The organism is Pseudomonas sp. BF-R-30 (genome assembly GCF_019956175.1).
GTDB lineage: Bacteria > Pseudomonadota > Gammaproteobacteria > Pseudomonadales > Pseudomonadaceae > Aquipseudomonas > Aquipseudomonas jessenii.
In genome coordinates this window covers 16,351-35,924 of sequence record NZ_JAHBDE010000045.1, presented here as the reverse complement: position 1 = coordinate 35,924, position 19,574 = coordinate 16,351, and the positions used below count along the sequence as shown (strand labels likewise).

The window sequence follows — 19,574 nt, the reverse complement described above, 5'->3', positions numbered from 1 at the left end:
GGGCTGGCTCGCGAAAGCGGTGTGCCAGCCAACATTATTGGCGACTGATACGACGCTTTCGCGAGCAAGCCCGCTCCCACAAGAAACTGCAGTGCCCCACCAATTTTTTCTGCCACGAATCGAAGATGAGAAAAACCATGAAACCACGCGCCCGCGACCTGAACATCCCGATCGGCCAACTGCAACCCGGCCCGCTCAATGCCATCACCGACGTCCCCGGCGTACGGGTCGGCCACAGCGACGTACGAGGTCGCACGGCCAATGGCCGCGACATCCTCACTGGCGTCACCGTCATCGAACCGCGCGCCGGTTCCACCAGTCAGCAACCCTGCTTTGCCGGCGTGCATGTGCTCAACGGCAACGGCGATGCCACGGGGCTGGAGTGGATACGCGAGGCAGGCTTGCTGACCAGCCCCATCGCCTTCACCAACACCCACAGCCTGGGCGTGGTGCGCGACGCGCTGATCGTGCTCGACCGCGAGCAGCAGCCGGATGACGGGCGCCTCTACTGGAATATGCCAGTGGTGCTGGAAACCTTCGACGGCCTGCTCAACGACATCAACGGTTTTCACGTGAAGCCGGAACACGTGGCCCAGGCCGTGCGTTCGGCGGCGGGCGGACCGGTGGCCGAAGGCAATGTCGGCGGTGGCAGCGGCATGATCTGCCACGAATTCAAGGGCGGCATCGGCACCGCGTCGCGCCGCTTGAACAGTGCCCAGGGCGGCTGGACAGTGGGGGCGATTGTCCAGGCCAACCACGGCATTCGCAATGAGTTGCGCGTCGATGGCTACCCGGTCGGGCGCTACATGGAACAGGTCGATTCGCCGTTCCTCAAGGCCTCTTTGCCCCATCCGGGCATGGGTTCGATCGTGGTCTGCCTGGCCACCGATGCGCCGTTGCTGCCGCACCAGTGCACACGCCTGGCCCAGCGCGCCAGCCTCGGCCTGGCCCGCACGGGCGGCGGCAATGAAGACCACAGCGGCGACATCTTCATCGCCTTCGCCACCGGTAACGATCACGTGCCACCGGCTGCCTACGAGAGCAAGAAAGCACCGACCACCCACAATCTGAGCATGGTCAACAACGACCACATCAGCGAGCTGTTCCTGGCCGCCACCGAAGCCGTGGAAGAAGCCATCATCAATGCCCTGCTCGCCGCCGACACCGCCGAAGGCAACGGGCATGGGGTGCCGGGGCTGGATGCCGAAACCTTGCTCAAGGCGTTGCGCTGCGCCGGCTGGCCGGGGGATGCGACTAGCGGTACTTGAGTGAAACACTCGGTCTTTTTAGGATGAACTTACGCAGCCGCTTGCTTGCGCAAGCCGCTGCGTAGGTGGTGAGTGAACTGAACCCCTACCAAGCTCACCACTTGTTTCATGCGCATCTTGAGCCTCACGGCTCCACTTCCTCCCCATCAAGAGCTTTGAGGCTCTTTTTTTACCTCTGAAAACCAACACTGTTCATTGTGGGAGCGAGCTTGCTCGCGATAGCGGTGGGGTCAACCACAGTAAATGTCGACTGACGCGGCCTCATCGCGAGCAAGCTCGCTCCCACAGGGGGATTTGTGGGGGTTCAGGAGAGTGCGATCAGACCAGGCGCAATCGAGGGCCAGCGGCCGGCACCGCATCGTCACCCAACCGCCCCCGCACAAACGCCTGAGCCTTGCGCGTCAGCTGGTCCAGATGCCGGTCGCGCTGTTTTTCCGCGTCGGTCATGGCCCGCTTGCCATGCTTTTGCAGCAGGTAGGTATGAATCTGCCGCACTTCCAGCGAGCTGTAGATCGACGCCACATCCAGCAGCGCCATCAAGCCAGCGGTAGCGTGGTCGCGAGTGTTCATCAACACCTGGGTCGCACGCACGCCCACCACCCCAAAGCCCATCGCCTCGAAATACGGCACCTTGGCCACCGCGCAGGTCAGCTCGGCATGGGGGTAGCGACCGACCATTTCCCGCAGCATCCGCCGGGCCACGCCCTGGCGCCGATACTCGGCCTGCACTGCCATGTACGCCACGCCGCAGGCCTCGGGGTCGTCCTGCACCGGCAGGTACAGCACAAAGCCCGTTACCTTTTGCGGGTCGTCTTCGTCCGTGGCGACGATCAACTCCACGGCAATGCCTTTTTCACCGTTCAGCGCTTCCAGATACAGGTGCACCTCATAGCCGATCGCGTATTGATAGAGGTTGTACAGCAGGTTGCTGGGCGGGATCGCGACCATGCTGATGTCGGTCAGGTTGTCGACCACCATCTGCAGGATCTGGCTATTGATGTGCTCGGGGCACGGGGTTTTGAAATGGCTGATCAGGGGCATTGCGGTGACAGGCTCCGGGAGGCAAGGGCCGCCTATCATAGCGCGCCCGGCACGTCCGGTCCGAAGGTGATGGACAGACATCCACCCTCCTTGAGCCATGCGCATCATTTTCAAGGCCGACAACAGTGAGTCCGGCACACATTGTGCTGGATGAACTTGCCTCTTCGCGATCAGGCCTGCTCCTTCAGGGGACAGCGGTATTGCCCACACCTCAATCTGCTGTGGGAGCTCGCCTGCTCGCGAAAGCGGTTACCACCACACCGACCTCGGGTATGAACGGGGAGAACGGGTGGGTGAAAGCCCCCAACGTTGAGGATTCCCACCTACTGCGCCATCAGGACCAAAACCCAAACCGCCAGCCTTTTGATATCAAACAGTTTTTTGTTTCCCCCAAATTTCCCCGCGATTGGCACACCTATTGCGTCCAGCGTTTTGCGAACGTCAGCCACACCGACGCGTCCCGAGGAAAAAAGATGAAAAACAAAACTGACCTCAAATCGCTCGGCTTTTTCAGCAAACCGGGCATCGCCGCTGTGATGCTGATCAACGTCAGCCTCGGCATCGTCAACGCAGCACCGCTTGACGATGTCAGCCCGCCGCCGCCAACAGATCCGTCGGCGTATACCAACCCGCCGGCCGACCCCCAGGCCGCGCTGGATGCCATAGAGACCATGCCTCCCACCAACCAGGGCTCCTACGCCCTGCCCAATGGTGTGTACGGCACCCGCACCACGCCAACGACCGACAACGTGCTGCCGCCAGCCCTGCAGACATCCTTCAAAATCCCCACCAACGGCAAGCCCAGCCCATTGTTCGGGGCCCAGCCGTACACTCAGCAACTGCTGCTGTTCGAAGAATTCGGCACGGAAAAACTCGACCCGACACTGCCGGCACCGCCCCTGACCTTCCCGGTTCCGATCGTCGGCCCGGCGCCCACGCAAGACCCGAACAACATCGCCCGCAGCGGCCCTTCGGCCGCGGCGCTGGAAGCCTTCATGCGCCAGCCGGGGCTGTACCCGTTTCCGGCGCAGTATTCCAACGTGCTGGACCGCAACCCGTGGAAAGCGCAGATCGAAGCCTTCCTCAACCGCCATCCGGTGGGCTCGCCGGCCGAAGGTCGTCCGCCAGGAAAAGGCTGGTCGCACCAGCGCTGGAACGAGTTCTACCCACAGGTCGCCTTCAAGACCGCTCAAGCCGGCGCCAAGCTCAACGGCGGCATGCGCGACCGCCGGCAGCTGCACAACTACGCCGTCGGTGAGTTCGGGCCGGGCGGGCTCTACAACCAGACCTCGGACACCCCGGTCATAACAGGCACCACCAAAGGTATCGACACCCGTTTTCACCCCAACATGCCGATTCAGAACCACAAGGCGCTCTGGACTTTCGACGGCACCTTTCCGCCAAAACTGCTGATGGTGCGGTACGGCCAACCCGTGCTGATGCGCCACTACAACGCCCTGCCGATTGATCCGTCGGCCAACATGGGGTTCGGCCTGCATACCCTCAGCACCCACGAACACAACGGCCACTCCCCGGCCGAAAGCGACGGCTATTCCAATGCGTTTTTCTTTCCGGGGCAGTACTACGACTATCGCTGGCCGATCCAGTTGGCCGGTTACGACACCATCAACACCAGCGCTCAGGATCCGCGCGCGGCGTTCCCCTGCGCGCCGGGTGAAACCCTGTTCGTCAACGATGCCACGCCGGGCTTCAAGACCTGCGACAACGGCAGCATCAAGATCCGTGGCGACTGGCGCGAAGCCATGAGCACCCACTGGTTCCACGACCACATGCTCGATTTCACCGCGCAGAACGTCTACAAGGGCAACGCGGTGATGATGAACTACTACAGCGCCATGGATCGTGGCAACGAAGCGCTGCAAGACGGCGTCAACCTGCGCCTGCCCAGCGGTTCGGCGTTGCCCTGGGGCAACCGCGACTATGACGTCAACCTGATGATTGCCGACAAGGCCTGGGATACCAATGGCCAACTGTGGTTCAACCCGTTCAACACCGATGGTTTTCTTGGCGATCAGATCCTGGTCAACTGGCAGTACCAGCCGCGCCTGAACGTGCGGGCGCGCAGCTATCGTTTCCGCATTCTCAATGGCTCGGTGTCGCGCTACTTCAAGATCGCGCTGGTGCGTGAGATCGCCGGTACCGGTGGCGAATTCCCCGGCCCGGCGGGTTCCGGCCTGTCTTACACCCGCGTGCCGTTCCATATGATCGCCAACGACGGCAACCTCATGGAACACGCGGTGCCGTTCGACGGGAGCATGGACCTGGACGCCGACGGCGATGTGCAGGACCACAACGCCATCCTGCCCACCCTGGCCATCGCCGAGCGTTACGACATCATCGTCAACTTCTCGAAACACGGGATCAAGACCGGCGACAAGCTGTACTTCGTCAACCTGATGGAGCACCACGACGGCAAGGGTCCGGAGGTTGCATCGCAGAGCCTGGCCGATGTCTTGTCCGGCAGGTACAAGGCGGTGCTCAAGCTGGGCAGCAAAGGGCTGGAATGGGACGCCGGCGACCCGGTGGTGGGCAAGTTCATGCAGATGGTGGTGCAGACTTATGCCGGCCAGGACGTGAGCATGAACCCCGCCGACTACGAACCCGCCAAGCCAGGCCAGCCGGTGGGTAAAACCATGATCCCGCTGACCCTCAACCGTGACGACCCGACGGTGCAAGCCACGCTCAAGGCGGCGCGCCATCGCGAGTTCACCTTCGGCCGCTCCGACGGTACCGACGAAGAACCCTGGACCATCAAGACCGACGGCGGTTTCGGCTACCAGATGGACCCTCGGATCATCAGCGCCGCTCCGCAACTGGCTACCGGCCCGACCGCTGCCGGGTTCTCCGGCGACGGCACTCTGGAAGTGTGGAAAATCATCAACGGCGGCAACGGCTGGAGCCACCCGGTGCACGTGCACTTCGAAGAAGGCATCGTCCTCAAGCGCGACGGCAAGGCACCGCCGGAATGGGAAAAATGGGCGCGCAAGGACGTCTATCGGATCGGGCAAGAAGTCGACAGTTCGGTGGACGTGGAGATAGCGATCCGCTTCCGCGAGTTCGCCGGGACCTACATGGAGCACTGCCACAACACCCAGCACGAGGACACCTCCATGCTGCTGCGCTGGGATGTCGAGAATCCGGGCCAGTTCCAGTTGATGCCAACCCCCCTGCCCGGCTGGGACGGCGTCACCTACGTCAATTCCGCCGCGCTGCCGACCTTCCGCACTGGCGATACACGTGTCGAGGACCCCGATAACCAAAAACCGGTCGCCAACGCCGACAACGCCATCAGTAACACCGGCCAACCGGTGATCATCAACGTGCTGGCCAACGACAGCGACCCTGACGGTAACGTGCCACTTAAAGTGGTGGGTCTGGAGCAACCGGACTCCGGCAAGGGCGTGGTCAGCACCGATGGCCTGCGTGTGACCTACACACCACCGGCCACGGTCCCCGCGCCGTTCACCGCGACCTTTACCTATAAGGCCGCCGATGCCAAGGGCGCCGAGTCGGCACCGGCGACGGTGTCCGTGGCGGTCTCGGCAGCGGTCAACGAGAGCCTGATCGTCACCAGCGCCACCGTCACCGCCCGCAGCAACAGCCGCTGGTATTGGGTCCTGTCCGGCACCACCTCCCGTGGCACGGGCAATACCATCACGGCGACGGCCACGACCACAACCGGTACGGTGAACCTTGGCGCCGCCGTCCTGACGCAGACACCGACAGGCGCGCGCTGGAACATAGCGGTGACCACCGCCGGCAGTGGCCCGTCGCCTAGCCCGACGGCGACCATCAAATCGGCCTTCGGCAAAACCGTGACGGTGCCGATAAAGGCGAACTAGAGCGGATTGATCGACGCCCGGCCCATGCAATGTGGATCGGGCGTTTTTCTTTTGTGCAGCGTGCGGTGGGACCGAAGTGGGTTTTGTTGACTGTCCGCTCTATCCGCAAAGTGCCTGATGGATCTCAGCCTTGGTATTGACTGTTACACCGCCATCGCGGGCAAGCCCGCTCCCACAGGGGGTCTGCGTCGAGCATAATTTATAGGCTTGCTGAAGATCCTTGTGGGAGCGGGTTTGCCCGCGATGGCGGCACCTCGGTCTATCAGACAAACCACATTCCATCCCCCTGGCAGCATGGTCACATGATTGGCCGACGAACTATCGATGAGGTCCCAGTCACCTTTGCGGCGCCACCATCCGGAAGCGGATATTGATCTCGTTGGACACCACACTGTCCGCCCACTCGCCCTCGCCGATCTTGAAGTCGTCACGCTTGAGCACCAGTTGGCCCTCGAAAATGCCGATGGCGCTCTCGGATTTGAGCAGCACCGGTACACTCACTTCTCGAGTAAGCCCCCGCAGGGAAAGCTTGCCGGTGATGGTGTAGCGGTTATTGCCCAGGGCCTTGATGGACGTGGATTCGAAGGTCGCCACCGGATAAGTCGCCGTGTCGAACCACGCCGGTTTTTGCAGCTCGGTGTTGGCGTCGCTGTTGCCAGCGTCGATGCTGTTCAGGTCGATGGTCAGCGCGGCATGGGCGGCGCCGGGGTTATCGGTGTCGAAGTCCAGTTTGGCCTTGAACTTGCCAAAGGTGCCGTAGGCTCTCGACCCCATCTGCTCATAGGTGAAGCTCAAGGTACTGGCCCTGGCGTTCACATCCTTGTATTCCACGGCTCCAGCAAACGGCACCAGGCCGAACACCAACGTGCCGGCCAGAGCGACGCAACGCGTGGATCGAAGGTTCATGACGCTCTCCGGGAGGGCTCCCGTCCTGAGTTGGCGTGCCGCACAAGTCGGGTCGTATCAGATGGACTAAAGCAAACAACCGGGGTTTATTCCACCTCACCCGTTGATTTGCGACCACCTGCCGCTGGCCGCCAGCGCTACCCGCACTCCCCGCGTTGCCACGCCCGCCGCAACAGGTCGATCACCTCGGCATCCGAGGTTTGGGAAAAATCCATGTACCAATGACCAATCGACGTGAACCACTCGGGCATCAGCGGACAGATCAACTCATCCACCTCGCTGCGCAGCGCCTCCACCGTTTCGATCGGCGCCACCGGCACCGCCACCACGATGCGTGATGGGGCCTGCGCCCGCAGCGCCTGGATCGCCGCCCTCATCGAAGCCCCGGTGGCCAGGCCGTCGTCGATCAGGATCACCACCTGATCCTTGAGCTGCACCGCCGGTCGCGCGCCACGGTAGACCTGTTCGCGGCGTAGCAACTCGCGGCTTTCCCGTTCGACCACGGCGTCGAAAGCGGCGCGATCAATCGGGTGCACCCGCAGCGCCTCTTCATTACGAATCTGGATACCACCGCTGGCAATCGCGCCCATGGCGTACTCCGGGTGGGACGGCACGCCGAGCTTGCGCACCAGCATCAGATCCAGGCGAACCTTCAGCGCCGTGGCCACCTCATAAGCCACCGGCACGCCGCCACGGGGCAAGGCCAGAACGATGACGTCGGGGCGATTGGCGTAAAGCAGCAACGGCTCAATCAAACGCCGCCCGGCTGCTGGTCGGTCTTGCAGGATGGAATGGGACAAGGGGCTCATTTGAAAACCTCCCCAGGCGATAGCGCCTGTCTTTTTCAGTCACACCGTCCTTTTGTGGCGAGGGGCTTTGTGGCAAGGGACCTGTGAACAGCATGCCCCTCCCGCAGCGTTCCGCCTACACCAACCGCTCAATCTTCTGATGCTGCCACACCAGTTTGTAATACAGCGTCTGCAACACCAGCATCCCCAGATACGCCACCGGAAACGCCATCCACACCCCTTGCAATCCAAACTTCGCATCCAGCAGATACGCCGCCGGCAACTGCACGCCCACCACGCACACAATGGAAATCGCCACCGGCACCATCACCGTACCGCTGGCGCGCATGATGCCGCCTATAATCGCCTGGAAACCAAACACCAACAGGCTCCAGAGCATGATGTGCAACAGGTGCTCGGCCATGCCAAGTGTCGCCTCCTCAGTGAGGAACGACGCCAGCAACCAGCTCGACAACAAGTACCCGAGCACCACCAGACCACCGGTCAAACACACGTTGATCATCAGCCCGGTCTTCAGGATCGGCCCGATGCGCTCGATGCGCCCCGCCCCAATCGCCTGGGCGCCAAGAATCGACGCGGTGATCGCAATCGACAGCGCCGGGAACTGCACGTAATTGACGATCTGCGTCACTGCGCCATACGCCGCCGTCGCCTGGGACCCGTGCTGGTTCACCAGCGTCAGAATCACCAACTCCGACAGCGACAACACCACCATCTGCAACCCGGTGGGCAAACCGATGCGCAGCACCTTGCCGAGGATCGCCACGTCCAGCTTCATCGCCGCAAAGAACTCGCGATCCGGCGCCAGTGGATGGCCCTTGCCGATCAAGCGCCATGCCAGCAACCCCATCGCCACCAGGTTACCCACCAACCCGGCAATCGCCGCACTCTGAATCCCCATCGGTGCAAAACCCAGCCACCCGCGAATCAACGCCGGTGTCAGCGCCAGTCCCACACAGGTCGACACCACCAGCGCCAACAACGGCGACAACGTATCGCTCACCCCGCGCAGCAACTGCGTGAACAACACGAACACCAACAGCGACGGCATGATCCACAACATCACATGGGCATACGCCACCGCATCGTCCAGCACATCCGCGGGCGTCCCCAACCCCACCAGCGCCGACCGCGCAAACACGCTCCCCACCACCGCCGCCACCAACCCGATCAACACCCCCAACAACAACGTCGCCCCGGCAATCGCCTTCACCAGATGCGTCTCCCGCGCCCCCCACGCCTGCCCGATCAACACACCCGCGCCGGCACCGAGGCCGATCACCAGGGCGATGAAGAAAAACACGATGGGGAACATCCCCGACACCGCCGCCAGGGCCTGGGTGCCGAGCATCTGGCCGATGTAGATGCTGTTGACCGTACCGGACATGGATTGCAGGAAGTTCGACAGGACCATGGGGGCGAGGAACAGCAGGTAGGTTTTCCAGAGGGGGCTTTGGGGTTGGGTTTGCATTCGGGAAGGTCCATCTCGACGGCCGGAGCGATGATTAAGGATAGCGTGGGTGGCTGAATCCAAGGGCCCGTGAACATCTCAGGTCTGTGTTTATATTTCCAGCGACGTGAGGTGAAAGGTCTGAAGTTTCATCATCGGCGATCCTACGACAACCTCAGAAGCCCTCACCTTGCCCACGGCCTTGATGAAGCTTATAGTCCGCCCCGTCGCCCAAATGGCGACCAGGTTTGGCGACCTGTTCGATCGGATGCAAAAGCTCTGTGCTTTTTTGCAGATGCTGTTGCACCTTCGCAAAGCTGTCTTTATGGCAGCTGTGCGCGGGAGACCTTCGGGTCTGCCGGTTTTCCGATCCCGGTTCGCCAACCTGCGTACAGCTGTCACCCATTCGTTTGGCGACGAGTGAGCGGCAGTCAACCTTTGCACTGATCGGAGTTTCATCTATGGAAAGATACATGCCCCTCACCGGAATCGACCTGGTTCCGGCCTCCCTGCTCATCGACACCCAAGCCCCCCTCGACGTCCTGCAAGCCATGGCCGACTACCGTATTCGGACAGTCACGCAAGTGCTGGAAAACATCGCCTACCGATCAGAACTCGGTTGCGACACCGTGGTGTTGGAGGACTTTTCCAAGCTGCTGGTCATTCCGTTGAGGGATGGTTGTGATTTGATGGATGTGATTGGGCGGCGGTTGCGGGCGCAGGTGGCGGAGTGAATGAAAACGGGCGCCAAAGGTGCCCGTTTTTTTTGTCCGACGAGAAAAGCGGCTTTTTGTTCTGTGGCGTAAATTTCGTCTGTTTTCGTTTTCAGACCTTCGCGACAGGCAGCAATCGTCAAAAGCAGCCGCTCACGAACGACTACTTCCGACCCAATATAGCCTGTCAGTAGTCTTGGAGGTTCTTTCCTTTGACCAGTTCATCTGCCCACCCCGGCTGCCGCTCGAACTCCTCGAACAGCTCGAAAATGGTCGACTTGACCTTCTGCACGGCATTGCTCTCTACAACCGTGTCATGCCAGCACAGCGAAAGATCCCGCTTGAACAGTCGATGATCGATCCTGGCCAGCTTGAGCCTGTGTTGCACAAGCTCAACATGGGCCGCGGCCCACGGCAGGATCGTGACACCGAGCTGCGCCTTGACGGCTGAGAACAACAGGTCGGTGGAATTGGCTTCGAATTCAACCTCGCATTTCAGGCCGGCCTCCTGCAGTGCAAATTCGACCCGACTGCGAATGGTGTTCGGAGCACAGGGCAGCACCAGCGGCATCTTCGCCAATGCCTCAATCGACACCGGTTCATCCGGTAATGAAAACTCCGGCCACGCCACCAAGTACAGCGTTTCGGTTAACAGCCGCCGGAAAGCCATGCCCCGGGTTTCGACCACATCGACATTCACCGCCAGTGCCACTCGCCCTACCGTGATCAGACGTCCGAGTTCGGCGCTCGGAGAATCAATCAATTCCAACTTGATACCCGGATAACGGCTGCGAATCGTGCGTGCGAGCGGAATTGCCAGCATGCGCGCCGTACTCGACGGCATGCCGACCGAGACTTTGCCTTGCGGGAATTCGGCGTCCTGGCGCAGCAGTTCGTGGGTGCCGTCGGCCTGGCGCAGCAGTTCGATGGCATGCCGATAAAGCGTTTGTCCAGCCGCCGTGGGAACAACGCCATGCACGCTGCGCTCGAGCAGTTGCATGCCCATGTCCTGTTCCAGGTTGCGCATCTGCTGACTGATGGCTGGCTGCGCGATATGCAGCGTTTCACTGGCGCGGGTGATGTTCCCGCACTCGACCACCTTGATGAAATACCGCAACTGGCGCAGGTCCATGTGTACCTCCCAAGCCATATGATTTTCCGATGAGTGTAGAGGAATATCATATTTTAAGGTTATGAGATACGGCGCCTAGACTCGTCTCACAACACGAAGCGCTAACGATCGTCACAGGCGAATGGCGCTTCAAAGGCCTTGGTGCAATGGCCGGTATTCAACCCTTCAATGGAGAATCCTATGCAAGCTTTGCAAGGCGTGAAAATCGTCGACCTGAGTCGCGCACTGTCCGGGCCGTTCTGCACCATGGTGCTGGCAGACCTCGGTGCCGATGTGATCAAGATCGAGCCCGGCCCGACTGGCGATATGAGCCGCACCTGGGGCCCCTTCGACCGGGGCGTGAGCACCTACTATTTATCGTGTAACCGCAACAAACGCGGCATGTGCATTGACTTGCGCACCCCCGAAGGGTTGACCACCATCGAGCAGTTGATCGATGACGCCGACGTCGTCATCGAGAACTTCAAACCTGGCACGCTGGAAAGCATGGGCCTCGGTTATGAGGTGCTCAGCGCCCGCAATCCGCGACTGGTATTGGGCAGCATTAACGCCTTTGGCGCCGACGGGCCGATGAGCAGTTGGCCGGGCTTCGACCAGATCGCCCAAGGCTACTCGGGGCTGATGAGCCTGACCGGTTTCGTCGATGGCGACCCGACACGCACCGGCACCGCCATCGGCGATTTGACTTCAGGCATGTGGCTGGTGACAGCGGTGCTGGCCGCGCTGCTCGAGCGCGAGCGCACCGGGCGTGGCCAACATGTCAGCACGTCGCTGCTGGCCAGTCTGGTCGGGTTGCTGAGTGTGCACGGCCAACGCTACCTCAGCCTGGGGGATGTGCCGCGCCGCACCGGTAACGCCCATTCGGTGATTGCACCTTACGGCGTGTTCCAGACAAAGGATGGCCCGCTCAATCTGGCGCCGATCACCTCGGCCATGTGGGGGCGTTTGTGCATACTGCTCGATTTGCCCGAGCTGCCGGACGATTCGCGCTTCGCCACCAATGAAGCGAGGGTCGAACGTCGTGACGAATTGAGAGAGATTCTGGAAAGTCGTTTGAAAACCCGCAGCAAACGCGAGTGGACCTCGCTGTTCGTCGACGCAGGATTACCCGCCGGCCCGATCAACACACTCGATGAGGTCTTCGACGACCCGCAGGTACTGCACAGCCAACTGACCGAGACACTCACGCACCCGACCCTTGGTGCACTGCGTCAGGTAGTGACCCCGGTGTTCTGCGCCAATGACAGCGTTGTCAGCCGCCCACCGCCGCTGCTTGGCGAACACACCGTCGAAGTATTGCGCGAAGCCGGTTTCGACGCTGCATCAATCAACGCACTGCTCGCCGCTAAAATAGTGTTCCAGAACGCCGATGACATGACCGGCGCGCAATCGACAGGAGCCGCACAATGAATTCAGCCTCTTCCACAACAGTGACCGTCAACCGGGTCGATGAACGCATCGCGCGGCTGGTCTTCAGCAACCCCACACACCGCAATGCACTCAGCGCGCAACTGCTGACGGCGCTCGACGAAAGTCTCATCGCACTGGCGTCACAACGCATCCCGGTGGTGATCCTCGGCAGCGAAGTCGGCCAATCCGTGTGGAGTGCCGGCCACGATATCCGCGAACTGCAACACGACCGCGACCCGATTGCCTATGGCAAACCGCTCGAACAGGTATTGCGCCGCATCCGCGCCTATCCCGGCGTGGTGGTTGCCCTGGTGTCCGGCTCGGTGTGGGGCGGCGCGGTGGATCTGGTAATGAGCTGCGACATGGTCGTCGCGGACCGCAGCGCAAGCTTTGCCATGACTCCGGTGAACATTGGATTGCCCTACACCACCAGTGGATTGCTGCGCTTCTTCAACAATTTGCCGATTCATGTGTTGAAGGAGATGTTTTTCACTGCACAAAAGCTCGATGCGGTGCGGGCGGAACGGTTTGGTCTGGTCAACCGACTGGTCGACACTGATGTGCTGGAAGCGACCGCGCTGGAACTGGCACACGGCATCGCCTGCAAAGCGCCGCTAGCCGTTGCGGCGGTCAAGGAACAGCTGCGTATCCTCGAAGACCTGCAACCGATTCCGGTGCAGGCGATGGAGCAGATTGCCGAACTGCGCCGACAAGCCTGCGAAAGTGCTGACTTTGGCGAAGGACTGGCAGCCTTTGCCGAGCGCCGGCCAGCAGCATTTAATGGCAATTAGCACGACAGCGTTGAAAGCTTCTGTGTTTGTACGACCGACTTCGCAGGCAAGCCACGCTTCCTCGTTTCGTCACGCTCGGCCCGACGCGAGTCGATTGCTAAACATCCCGAAACAATAACAACAAGGACGGTACCTGCGGGACCGTCCGAATGCGGGGAGTCAGATTGAAATGAATAATGAAATTCTGTCGATTTTAGTGCTAGTGGTCATTTTCGGCATCGCCAGCGTGTTGCCCATCAATATGGGCGCGCTGGCGTTCGCGGCGGTCTTTATCGTCGGTTCGGTGATAATGGACATGACACCGGCGACCATTTTCGCCGGCTTTCCCAGTGACCTGTTCCTGACTTTGGTCGGTGTCACCTATTTATTCGGCATCGCCCAGAACAACGGCACCATCGATTGGCTGATCGAACGGGCAGTGTTGATGGTGCGTGGCCATGTCGCCTGGATACCCTGGGTGATGTTCGTGGTGGCGGCGCTGCTCACCGGTTTCGGTGCGCTGAGCCCTGCGGTGGCAGCCATCCTCGCGCCTATTGCTCTCAACTTCGCCGTGCAGTACCGCATCAACCCCGTGCTCATGGGACTGATGGTGATTCACGGCGCTCAAGGCGGCAGTTTCTCCCCTGTGAGTATTTTCGGTGGCATAACCAATCAGATCGTTGCGTCCTCCGGGCTGCCTTATGCACCGTTCACTCTGTTCATCGCCAGCCTGCTGTTCAACCTGGGGATTGCCATGGTGGTATTCGTAGTCTTCGGTGGTTTACGTAGCGCTCGCGTGTCAATGGTGGTGGTCCCGTCCGGTCCCGAATTGCATGCTGCCGGTGCATCGCTGGCCATTCTTGGCCACGGTGGTACGCCGGCGTCCCCTGCTTATCATCGTACTGACCTGACGGGTGCCGGTGCGCCGCTACATACCCTCAGCGGCCTGGACGGGGCCAAGCTGTCGACGCTGGTCGGGCTGTTGGCCCTGGCGATCTCGGCATTAGTGTTCAAGTTCAATATCGGGTTGGTGGCCATGACGGTCGCGGTAGTCCTGGCCATGTTTGCGCCCAAGGCGCAGAAGGCGGCCATCGACAAGGTCAGTTGGTCGACTGTTCTGCTGATTACCGGGATCATCACTTACATCGGAGTGATGCAGACCATCGGTACCATCGACTATGTCGCCCATGGCATCTCCGGCTTGGGTGAACCGCTGCTGGTCGCTTTGCTGCTGTGCTTCACGGCCGCAATTATCTCGTCCTTCGCTTCGTCCACGGCGTTGCTAGGGGTGATCATTCCCCTGGCCGTGCCATTCTTGAGCCAGGGCCACATCAGTGCGGTCGGCGTGGTCGCGGCTATCGCCATTTCCACCACCATCGTCGACACCAGCCCGTTCTCCACCAATGGTGCGCTGGTGGTTGCCAATACCCCCCCGCTGGAGCGAGAAAAAGTGTTGCGCAGTCTGCTGATCTATAGCGCGGTGGTTGCCCTGGTGGGACCCTGTGTTGCCTGGTTGACCCTGGTGGTGCCCGGGGTGCTCTGAGCCTTCGGGTCAGGCCCTGATCAGCCTGATGGACTCAATTTTTCCGTCACCTGCCACGAGGGGTAAACTCCTGCACGATTTTCGGAAGGGAAGAATCGAAGCCATAAGTGCAGAACCTGCCCGCCCGCAAAAATGAGCCTTTTGAAATGGAAGTCATCTCATGTTCGAACGTAACAAACTGGTTCCGGAGTTAATGGTAAGCAACCTGGATAGCAGCCTGGCTTTTTGGGTTTATTGCCTGGAGTTCAAAGTAGCTTATCAACGCCCGGAAGATGGATTTGCATACCTTGATTTGAATGGTGCTCAAGTAATGCTTGAGCAGGTTGATTCGGACGCGGGTCAATGGCTGACTGCGCCGTTGACCAAGCCGTTTGGAAGAGGCATCAACCTGCAGATTGATGTTGAGGCTGTCGCACCCATCATCCAAAAACTTGATCAGGCTGGATTTCCTCTCTATCGAGAATGCAAAGACACCTGGTATCGGGCTGACAATGTAGAAGTAGGCCAGCGCGAATTCATCGTCCAGGATCCCGACGGTTATCTCGTAAGGTTGGTAGAGCGGTTGGGTGAGAGACCGGCTTGCTCAATCTGAATCAGAGCAGCCCTTGACGAGTGGCGACGGTCATGACCCTCCCCTCTCGTCCCACTGCACCGCTCAAAGCCCCTTCCCCTGCTACGCACCCTTCACACTCACGCCTGATCCATAGCCTCTTCTACCACGCCCTTATCCTCCCCCAGGAACCCGCCGCTTTGATGCTGCCAAAGCCGCGCATAGACGCCGTTCTTCCCGAGCAATTCGGTGTGGGTGCCCTGTTCGATGATGCGTCCGTCATCCATGACGATGAGCCGATCCATGGCTGCAATCGTGGACAGCCGATGGGCGATGGCGATCACCGTCTTGCCCTGCATCATTTCATCGAGGCTTTCCTGAATGGCCACTTCGACTTCCGAGTCCAGCGCGCTGGTGGCCTCGTCAAGAAGCAGGATCGGGGCGTTCTTGAGCATCACCCGGGCAATCGCGACGCGTTGGCGCTGGCCGCCCGACAGCTTGATGCCCCGCTCACCCACAAGGGTGTCGTAACCGGTATGGCCTTGCCGGTCGCTCAATTGACTTATGAATTCATCGGCCTGGGCATTGGCCGCGGCGCTGCGGATTTGCGCGTCGGTCGCATCGGGACGGCCGTAGGCGATGTTGTCGCGAATGGAACGGTGCAGCAGGGAGGTATCCTGCGTGACCATACCGATGCAGCCGCGCAGGCTGTCTTGCGTCACTTGTGCGATGTTTTGGCCGTCGATGCGAATCTCCCCGCTGTCGACGTCATAGAAACGCAGCAGCAAGTTGATAAGCGTGGATTTGCCGGCGCCAGAGCGGCCAACCAAGCCGATTTTTTCGCCCGGGCGGATGCTCAGGCTCAGGCCATCGAGCACCTGGCGTTCACCATTGTAATTGAAGCTCACCTTATCGAAGGTTACCGCGCCGCCGGAGGTCACCAGCACGCCGGCACCCGGCGCGTCCTGCACCTTGGTGCCCTGGGTCAGCGTTGCCATGCCATCCTGCACGGTGCCGATGCTCTCGAACAGCGAGGTCATTTGCCACATGATCCAGTTCGACATGCCATTGATACGCAACGCCATGGCGGTGATTGCCGCCACGGCACCTGCGCCGACCTCACCCTGGTGCCATAGCCACAGGGCATAACCACCCGCTGCCATGATCAACGCCACCACCAATGCCTGGTTGACGATTTCGAACTGGCTTACCAGGCGCATCTGGCGAAAGCCGGTGTGCTTGAAATCCTCCATCGCTGCGCGCGCGAAGTGCGCTTCACGATTGGAGTGGGAGAACAGCTTCACCGTAGTGATGTTCGTGTAGGCGTCCGAGATACGCCCGGTCATCATCGACCGCGCATTAGCCTGTTCCTGCCCGACTTTCCCCAGACGGGGCACGAAGTACAGCATGGCCAGGCCGAACAAGACGACCCAGGCAACGAAAGGCAGCATCAGTTTCAGAGCGAAGCCGCCGGCCAGTGCGATGATCGCAATGAAATACACCCCGATCCCGGGTGCGATCTCGATAAGGGTGAATAGCACGTCGCGCACCGCTAGCGCAGTCTGCATCACCTTGGTAGTGACTCGGCCGGAAAACTCATCGGAAAAAAACGAAAGGCTTTGTCGCAACATCAGGCGATGGAAGTCCCAGCGCAGCCGCAACGGCAAGTTAATCGCCAATATCTGGTGCTGCACCATGGTGCGCAACGCCACCAGCCCGACACTGGTCACCATTACGATGCCCATGCCCCACAACACGCGACTTTCCTGCGCAGCCGCTTCACCGCCTGCCTGCCAGGTCGAGAGCAGGTCCACGACCTGCCCGAGGAAGGAAAACAGCCAGGCTTCGTAAATCGACACACCGGCACTTAGTAGCGCAAGTGCAAGGATGTAACCGCGGGCGCCCCGCGTACAGGCCCACAGGAAGCGAGCCAGGCCATCAGGTGGCGGTGGTACCTCGTCAGGAGGAAAGGGGTCGAGCCTTCGTTCAAACGCACGAAGCATGGAGTTCTCCAAAACGATCAAGTTGAGGAGATTCTGCCATTGAACGGTTGCTTTGAGGGTTTTGCGAAGTTGAGGTATGACGCTGTTGGCAGGTCGCTCTTAGGATTGGGTTGCCGGATGCGGGCTATCAAACGTTGCCAGAGACCCGGTCGGCAGGGATAGATCGGCCGGTATCGAAGGGAACAGGCCAAGACCGGACGCTCATCCAAGGACCGCTTTCAGCCAGAAGCAGCCGAAAACATCACAGACAGAAACGCAGGTGGCTGAGGAAATTCATGCCAATGGCGACTGATTGAACATGACTCATAGCATTCACTACAGAGAACTAAATTCAGTCATCCTCGAAAGTCCACCCTGATGTCTAAGGTGCCATGCATCACTTCCCTTAATGCCTCCACTAAAGCGGAAGCGGCAGGCGGTAAAGTAGTACCTGCCAAGCGGGAAATACCGATCTGTTCCAGAATCATAGGTTCTAAAGCGGGAAGCGGAACAAGGCTACTACTGTGTGCCGGATCGAAAACAACCGACTGGGGCAATATCCCAAGAAGGTCTGTCTGTTTTAATAGCCAAAGTATATTGAAGAAGGACACCGTTTCTATAGCTGCACACGGCGGATCAACATTTTCCCGATAAAAGATGCTATCAAACTGCTTCCGCAAGGTCGTCTCTGCGGGTGGAAGAATCCAGGCTTCGCGTGCGAGTTCTTCAAGTTGAACCTTTGATTGTTGAACAAGAGGATGTCCCCTCCTCGCAACAACGATGGCGTTCTCGCTAAAAAGAGCTTCTTGAGAGACAGCAGCACTTGAGCCAACATCGGAAAGCCTCCCGATCAGGAAGTCTAGCTCTCCCGAGATAAGTCGAGGTATCAGTTCGCCACTCACTCCATCGACAACTTTAATACTGACACTTGGCTGTTTTTTCCAAAGCCGTGCAATAGCCGCAGGCACGAGATAACTTGATCCGGTTAGCACACTTCCTATGGCAACACGTCCCGCATGCCCCTTGCCAAGAGCATCAATAGCTTGGGAGACATGGTCTAGCTGGGCAAGCACCATTCGGCTGCGCTCTACAAAGGCCCGACCAAGCTCTGTAGGTGTAACGCCTCGACGGTTCCGTATGTAGAGCTGAGCCCCCACGGCCTCTTCAAGGTCTTGCAAGAGCTTGCTGGCAGTTGGCTGTGAGAGGTGAAGCGAGCGCGCTGCATGCACGACACTGCCATATTCGAACAAGGCTATAGCTAAGCGAAAGTGCCTTACTGTCGCCCATCTTTCCAGTCTGTCCAGTCCCATGTGATATTCCAATTCCCGATACCACCATCACTATATTCTAGATTTACGAATACCATAACCCCCCCTAGAATCTGTCCATGGGAGCCGTCTTCCTACTCGAACGCATGATTAAAGCCCCCCAAAAGACCTAGGGCGGATTAATAGAAAATATCACCAGCAACATGCACTGCCTTTGTTGCCGCGCCGAAGCGACAACACTCAACCAGACTTGAAAACTTAACAGTTGAAAGCAAGAGCTTTTCTTGTCGTTGCTTTTAGTTACTGGCTAGTTTCGCCATCATCAACATAATCGGAGCAAGAACTATATGAGTGCCAAAAACCTCGAAACCGTTAAAAATTACTTTAAATACTGCGTAGACGGAAAAGATGCCGAGCGAGTTTCCGAATACTTTGACATCGACGTAATTGTGCACCGGCCTGACTGCGACGCTCCAATCCATGGTCTGGAAAACTTCAAGCGAGCCTTGAGCACAAATGTTCTCGATCGATACCAGGCAATTAACACTACCTTCAGTAAGGAAGTCGTCACTGATGACGTTGTGGTGGTCGCATTGACGCATTTCGCCACCGGGTCAAATACGTGGCATGGTTTTAACGTTGAAGGTAAGAGCCTGACTTGGACAGCCCTTACGTATTTCCGTTTTAACGGGGAAGGTAAGGTTGTCGAAGAAATCGTAGAACGAAACGAACTGTTCATGGCCAAACAACTAGGGATCATCAACTACGACTGACGTTTGCCAAGACCACCAGGTAGCCGTCCCTCCACTGCCCAGACTGTTACTCAAGAAAGAACCGCGCAAGAACTTGACCGGTACCGACGGGTCAAT

At 59.4% G+C, this 19,574-nt stretch carries 16 protein-coding genes; 8 read left to right on the top strand and 8 right to left on the bottom strand.

The window, feature by feature from the left end:
- The first annotated feature begins 137 nt into the window (after positions 1-137).
- On the top strand, positions 138-1,268 hold the full coding sequence (locus KGB20_RS21960) for a P1 family peptidase (protein WP_223532996.1): 1,131 nt from the start codon (positions 138-140) through the stop codon (positions 1,266-1,268).
- 318 nt (positions 1,269-1,586) lie between these two features.
- Here the strand turns inward: KGB20_RS21960 and KGB20_RS21955 are convergent, their stop codons facing one another.
- Positions 1,587-2,309, bottom strand: a complete 723-nt coding sequence (locus KGB20_RS21955) for a GNAT family N-acetyltransferase (RefSeq protein ID WP_150815266.1) — start codon at positions 2,307-2,309, stop codon at positions 1,587-1,589.
- Positions 2,310-2,782: 473 nt separating this feature from the next.
- Between KGB20_RS21955 and KGB20_RS21950 the strand changes: the two genes are divergently transcribed.
- On the top strand, positions 2,783-6,172 hold the full coding sequence (locus KGB20_RS21950; RefSeq protein WP_223532994.1) for an Ig-like domain-containing protein: 3,390 nt from the start codon (positions 2,783-2,785) through the stop codon (positions 6,170-6,172).
- 336 nt (positions 6,173-6,508) lie between these two features.
- On the opposite strand, the gene KGB20_RS21945 is transcribed toward KGB20_RS21950, so the two are convergent.
- From KGB20_RS21945 to KGB20_RS21930, 4 genes are all read right to left on the bottom strand, one after another.
- Positions 6,509-7,078: a YceI family protein gene (locus tag KGB20_RS21945; protein ID WP_223532992.1), complete on the bottom strand. Its 570-nt coding sequence runs from the start codon at positions 7,076-7,078 to the stop codon at positions 6,509-6,511.
- A 137-nt stretch (positions 7,079-7,215) separates the two neighbouring features.
- Positions 7,216-7,887, bottom strand: a complete 672-nt coding sequence (locus KGB20_RS21940; protein ID WP_223532990.1) for a phosphoribosyltransferase — start codon at positions 7,885-7,887, stop codon at positions 7,216-7,218.
- 115 nt (positions 7,888-8,002) lie between these two features.
- Positions 8,003-9,358, bottom strand: a complete 1,356-nt coding sequence (locus tag KGB20_RS21935) for an MATE family efflux transporter (RefSeq protein ID WP_223532988.1) — start codon at positions 9,356-9,358, stop codon at positions 8,003-8,005.
- Positions 9,359-9,512: 154 nt separating this feature from the next.
- Complete coding sequence (locus tag KGB20_RS21930) at positions 9,513-9,812, bottom strand: hypothetical protein (protein ID WP_154862423.1); 300 nt, start codon at positions 9,810-9,812, stop codon at positions 9,513-9,515.
- Between KGB20_RS21930 and KGB20_RS21925 the strand changes: the two genes are divergently transcribed.
- A complete protein-coding gene (locus tag KGB20_RS21925; protein WP_154862424.1) occupies positions 9,799-10,071 on the top strand; it encodes a hypothetical protein in 273 nt (90 codons plus the stop codon). The genes KGB20_RS21930 and KGB20_RS21925 overlap by 14 nt on opposite strands.
- A gap of 166 nt (positions 10,072-10,237) precedes the next feature.
- On the opposite strand, the gene KGB20_RS21920 is transcribed toward KGB20_RS21925, so the two are convergent.
- Positions 10,238-11,182, bottom strand: coding sequence for a LysR substrate-binding domain-containing protein (locus KGB20_RS21920; RefSeq protein WP_150814800.1), 945 nt, complete (start codon positions 11,180-11,182; stop codon positions 10,238-10,240).
- A gap of 180 nt (positions 11,183-11,362) precedes the next feature.
- Between KGB20_RS21920 and KGB20_RS21915 the strand changes: the two genes are divergently transcribed.
- The 4 genes from KGB20_RS21915 (at position 11,363) to KGB20_RS21900 (ending at position 15,497) form a co-directional block, all read left to right on the top strand.
- Positions 11,363-12,592, top strand: a complete 1,230-nt coding sequence (locus tag KGB20_RS21915; protein ID WP_150814799.1) for a CaiB/BaiF CoA transferase family protein — start codon at positions 11,363-11,365, stop codon at positions 12,590-12,592.
- Positions 12,589-13,383 (top strand): methylmalonyl-CoA decarboxylase, encoded by a 795-nt coding sequence (scpB, locus tag KGB20_RS21910; RefSeq protein ID WP_090454900.1) that lies wholly within the window; start codon positions 12,589-12,591, stop codon positions 13,381-13,383. Before KGB20_RS21915 ends, scpB begins: the two co-directional genes overlap by 4 nt.
- 169 nt (positions 13,384-13,552) lie before the next feature.
- Positions 13,553-14,905: an SLC13 family permease gene (locus KGB20_RS21905; RefSeq protein WP_150814798.1), complete on the top strand. Its 1,353-nt coding sequence runs from the start codon at positions 13,553-13,555 to the stop codon at positions 14,903-14,905.
- Positions 14,906-15,065: 160 nt separating this feature from the next.
- Positions 15,066-15,497, top strand: a complete 432-nt coding sequence (locus KGB20_RS21900; RefSeq protein WP_150814797.1) for a bleomycin resistance protein — start codon at positions 15,066-15,068, stop codon at positions 15,495-15,497.
- A gap of 98 nt (positions 15,498-15,595) precedes the next feature.
- Here the strand turns inward: KGB20_RS21900 and KGB20_RS21895 are convergent, their stop codons facing one another.
- Positions 15,596-17,458, bottom strand: coding sequence for an ABC transporter ATP-binding protein (locus tag KGB20_RS21895; RefSeq protein WP_090454898.1), 1,863 nt, complete (start codon positions 17,456-17,458; stop codon positions 15,596-15,598).
- Between the two features lie 335 nt (positions 17,459-17,793).
- Positions 17,794-18,747, bottom strand: coding sequence for a LysR family transcriptional regulator (locus tag KGB20_RS21890; RefSeq protein ID WP_150814796.1), 954 nt, complete (start codon positions 18,745-18,747; stop codon positions 17,794-17,796).
- 305 nt (positions 18,748-19,052) lie between these two features.
- Here KGB20_RS21890 and KGB20_RS21885 point away from each other — a divergent pair, with 305 nt between their 5' ends.
- Positions 19,053-19,478 carry an ester cyclase gene (locus KGB20_RS21885; RefSeq protein ID WP_150814795.1) on the top strand — a complete coding sequence of 142 codons (426 nt, stop codon included), beginning with the start codon at positions 19,053-19,055 and terminating at the stop codon, positions 19,476-19,478.
- Positions 19,479-19,574 lie beyond the last annotated feature (96 nt).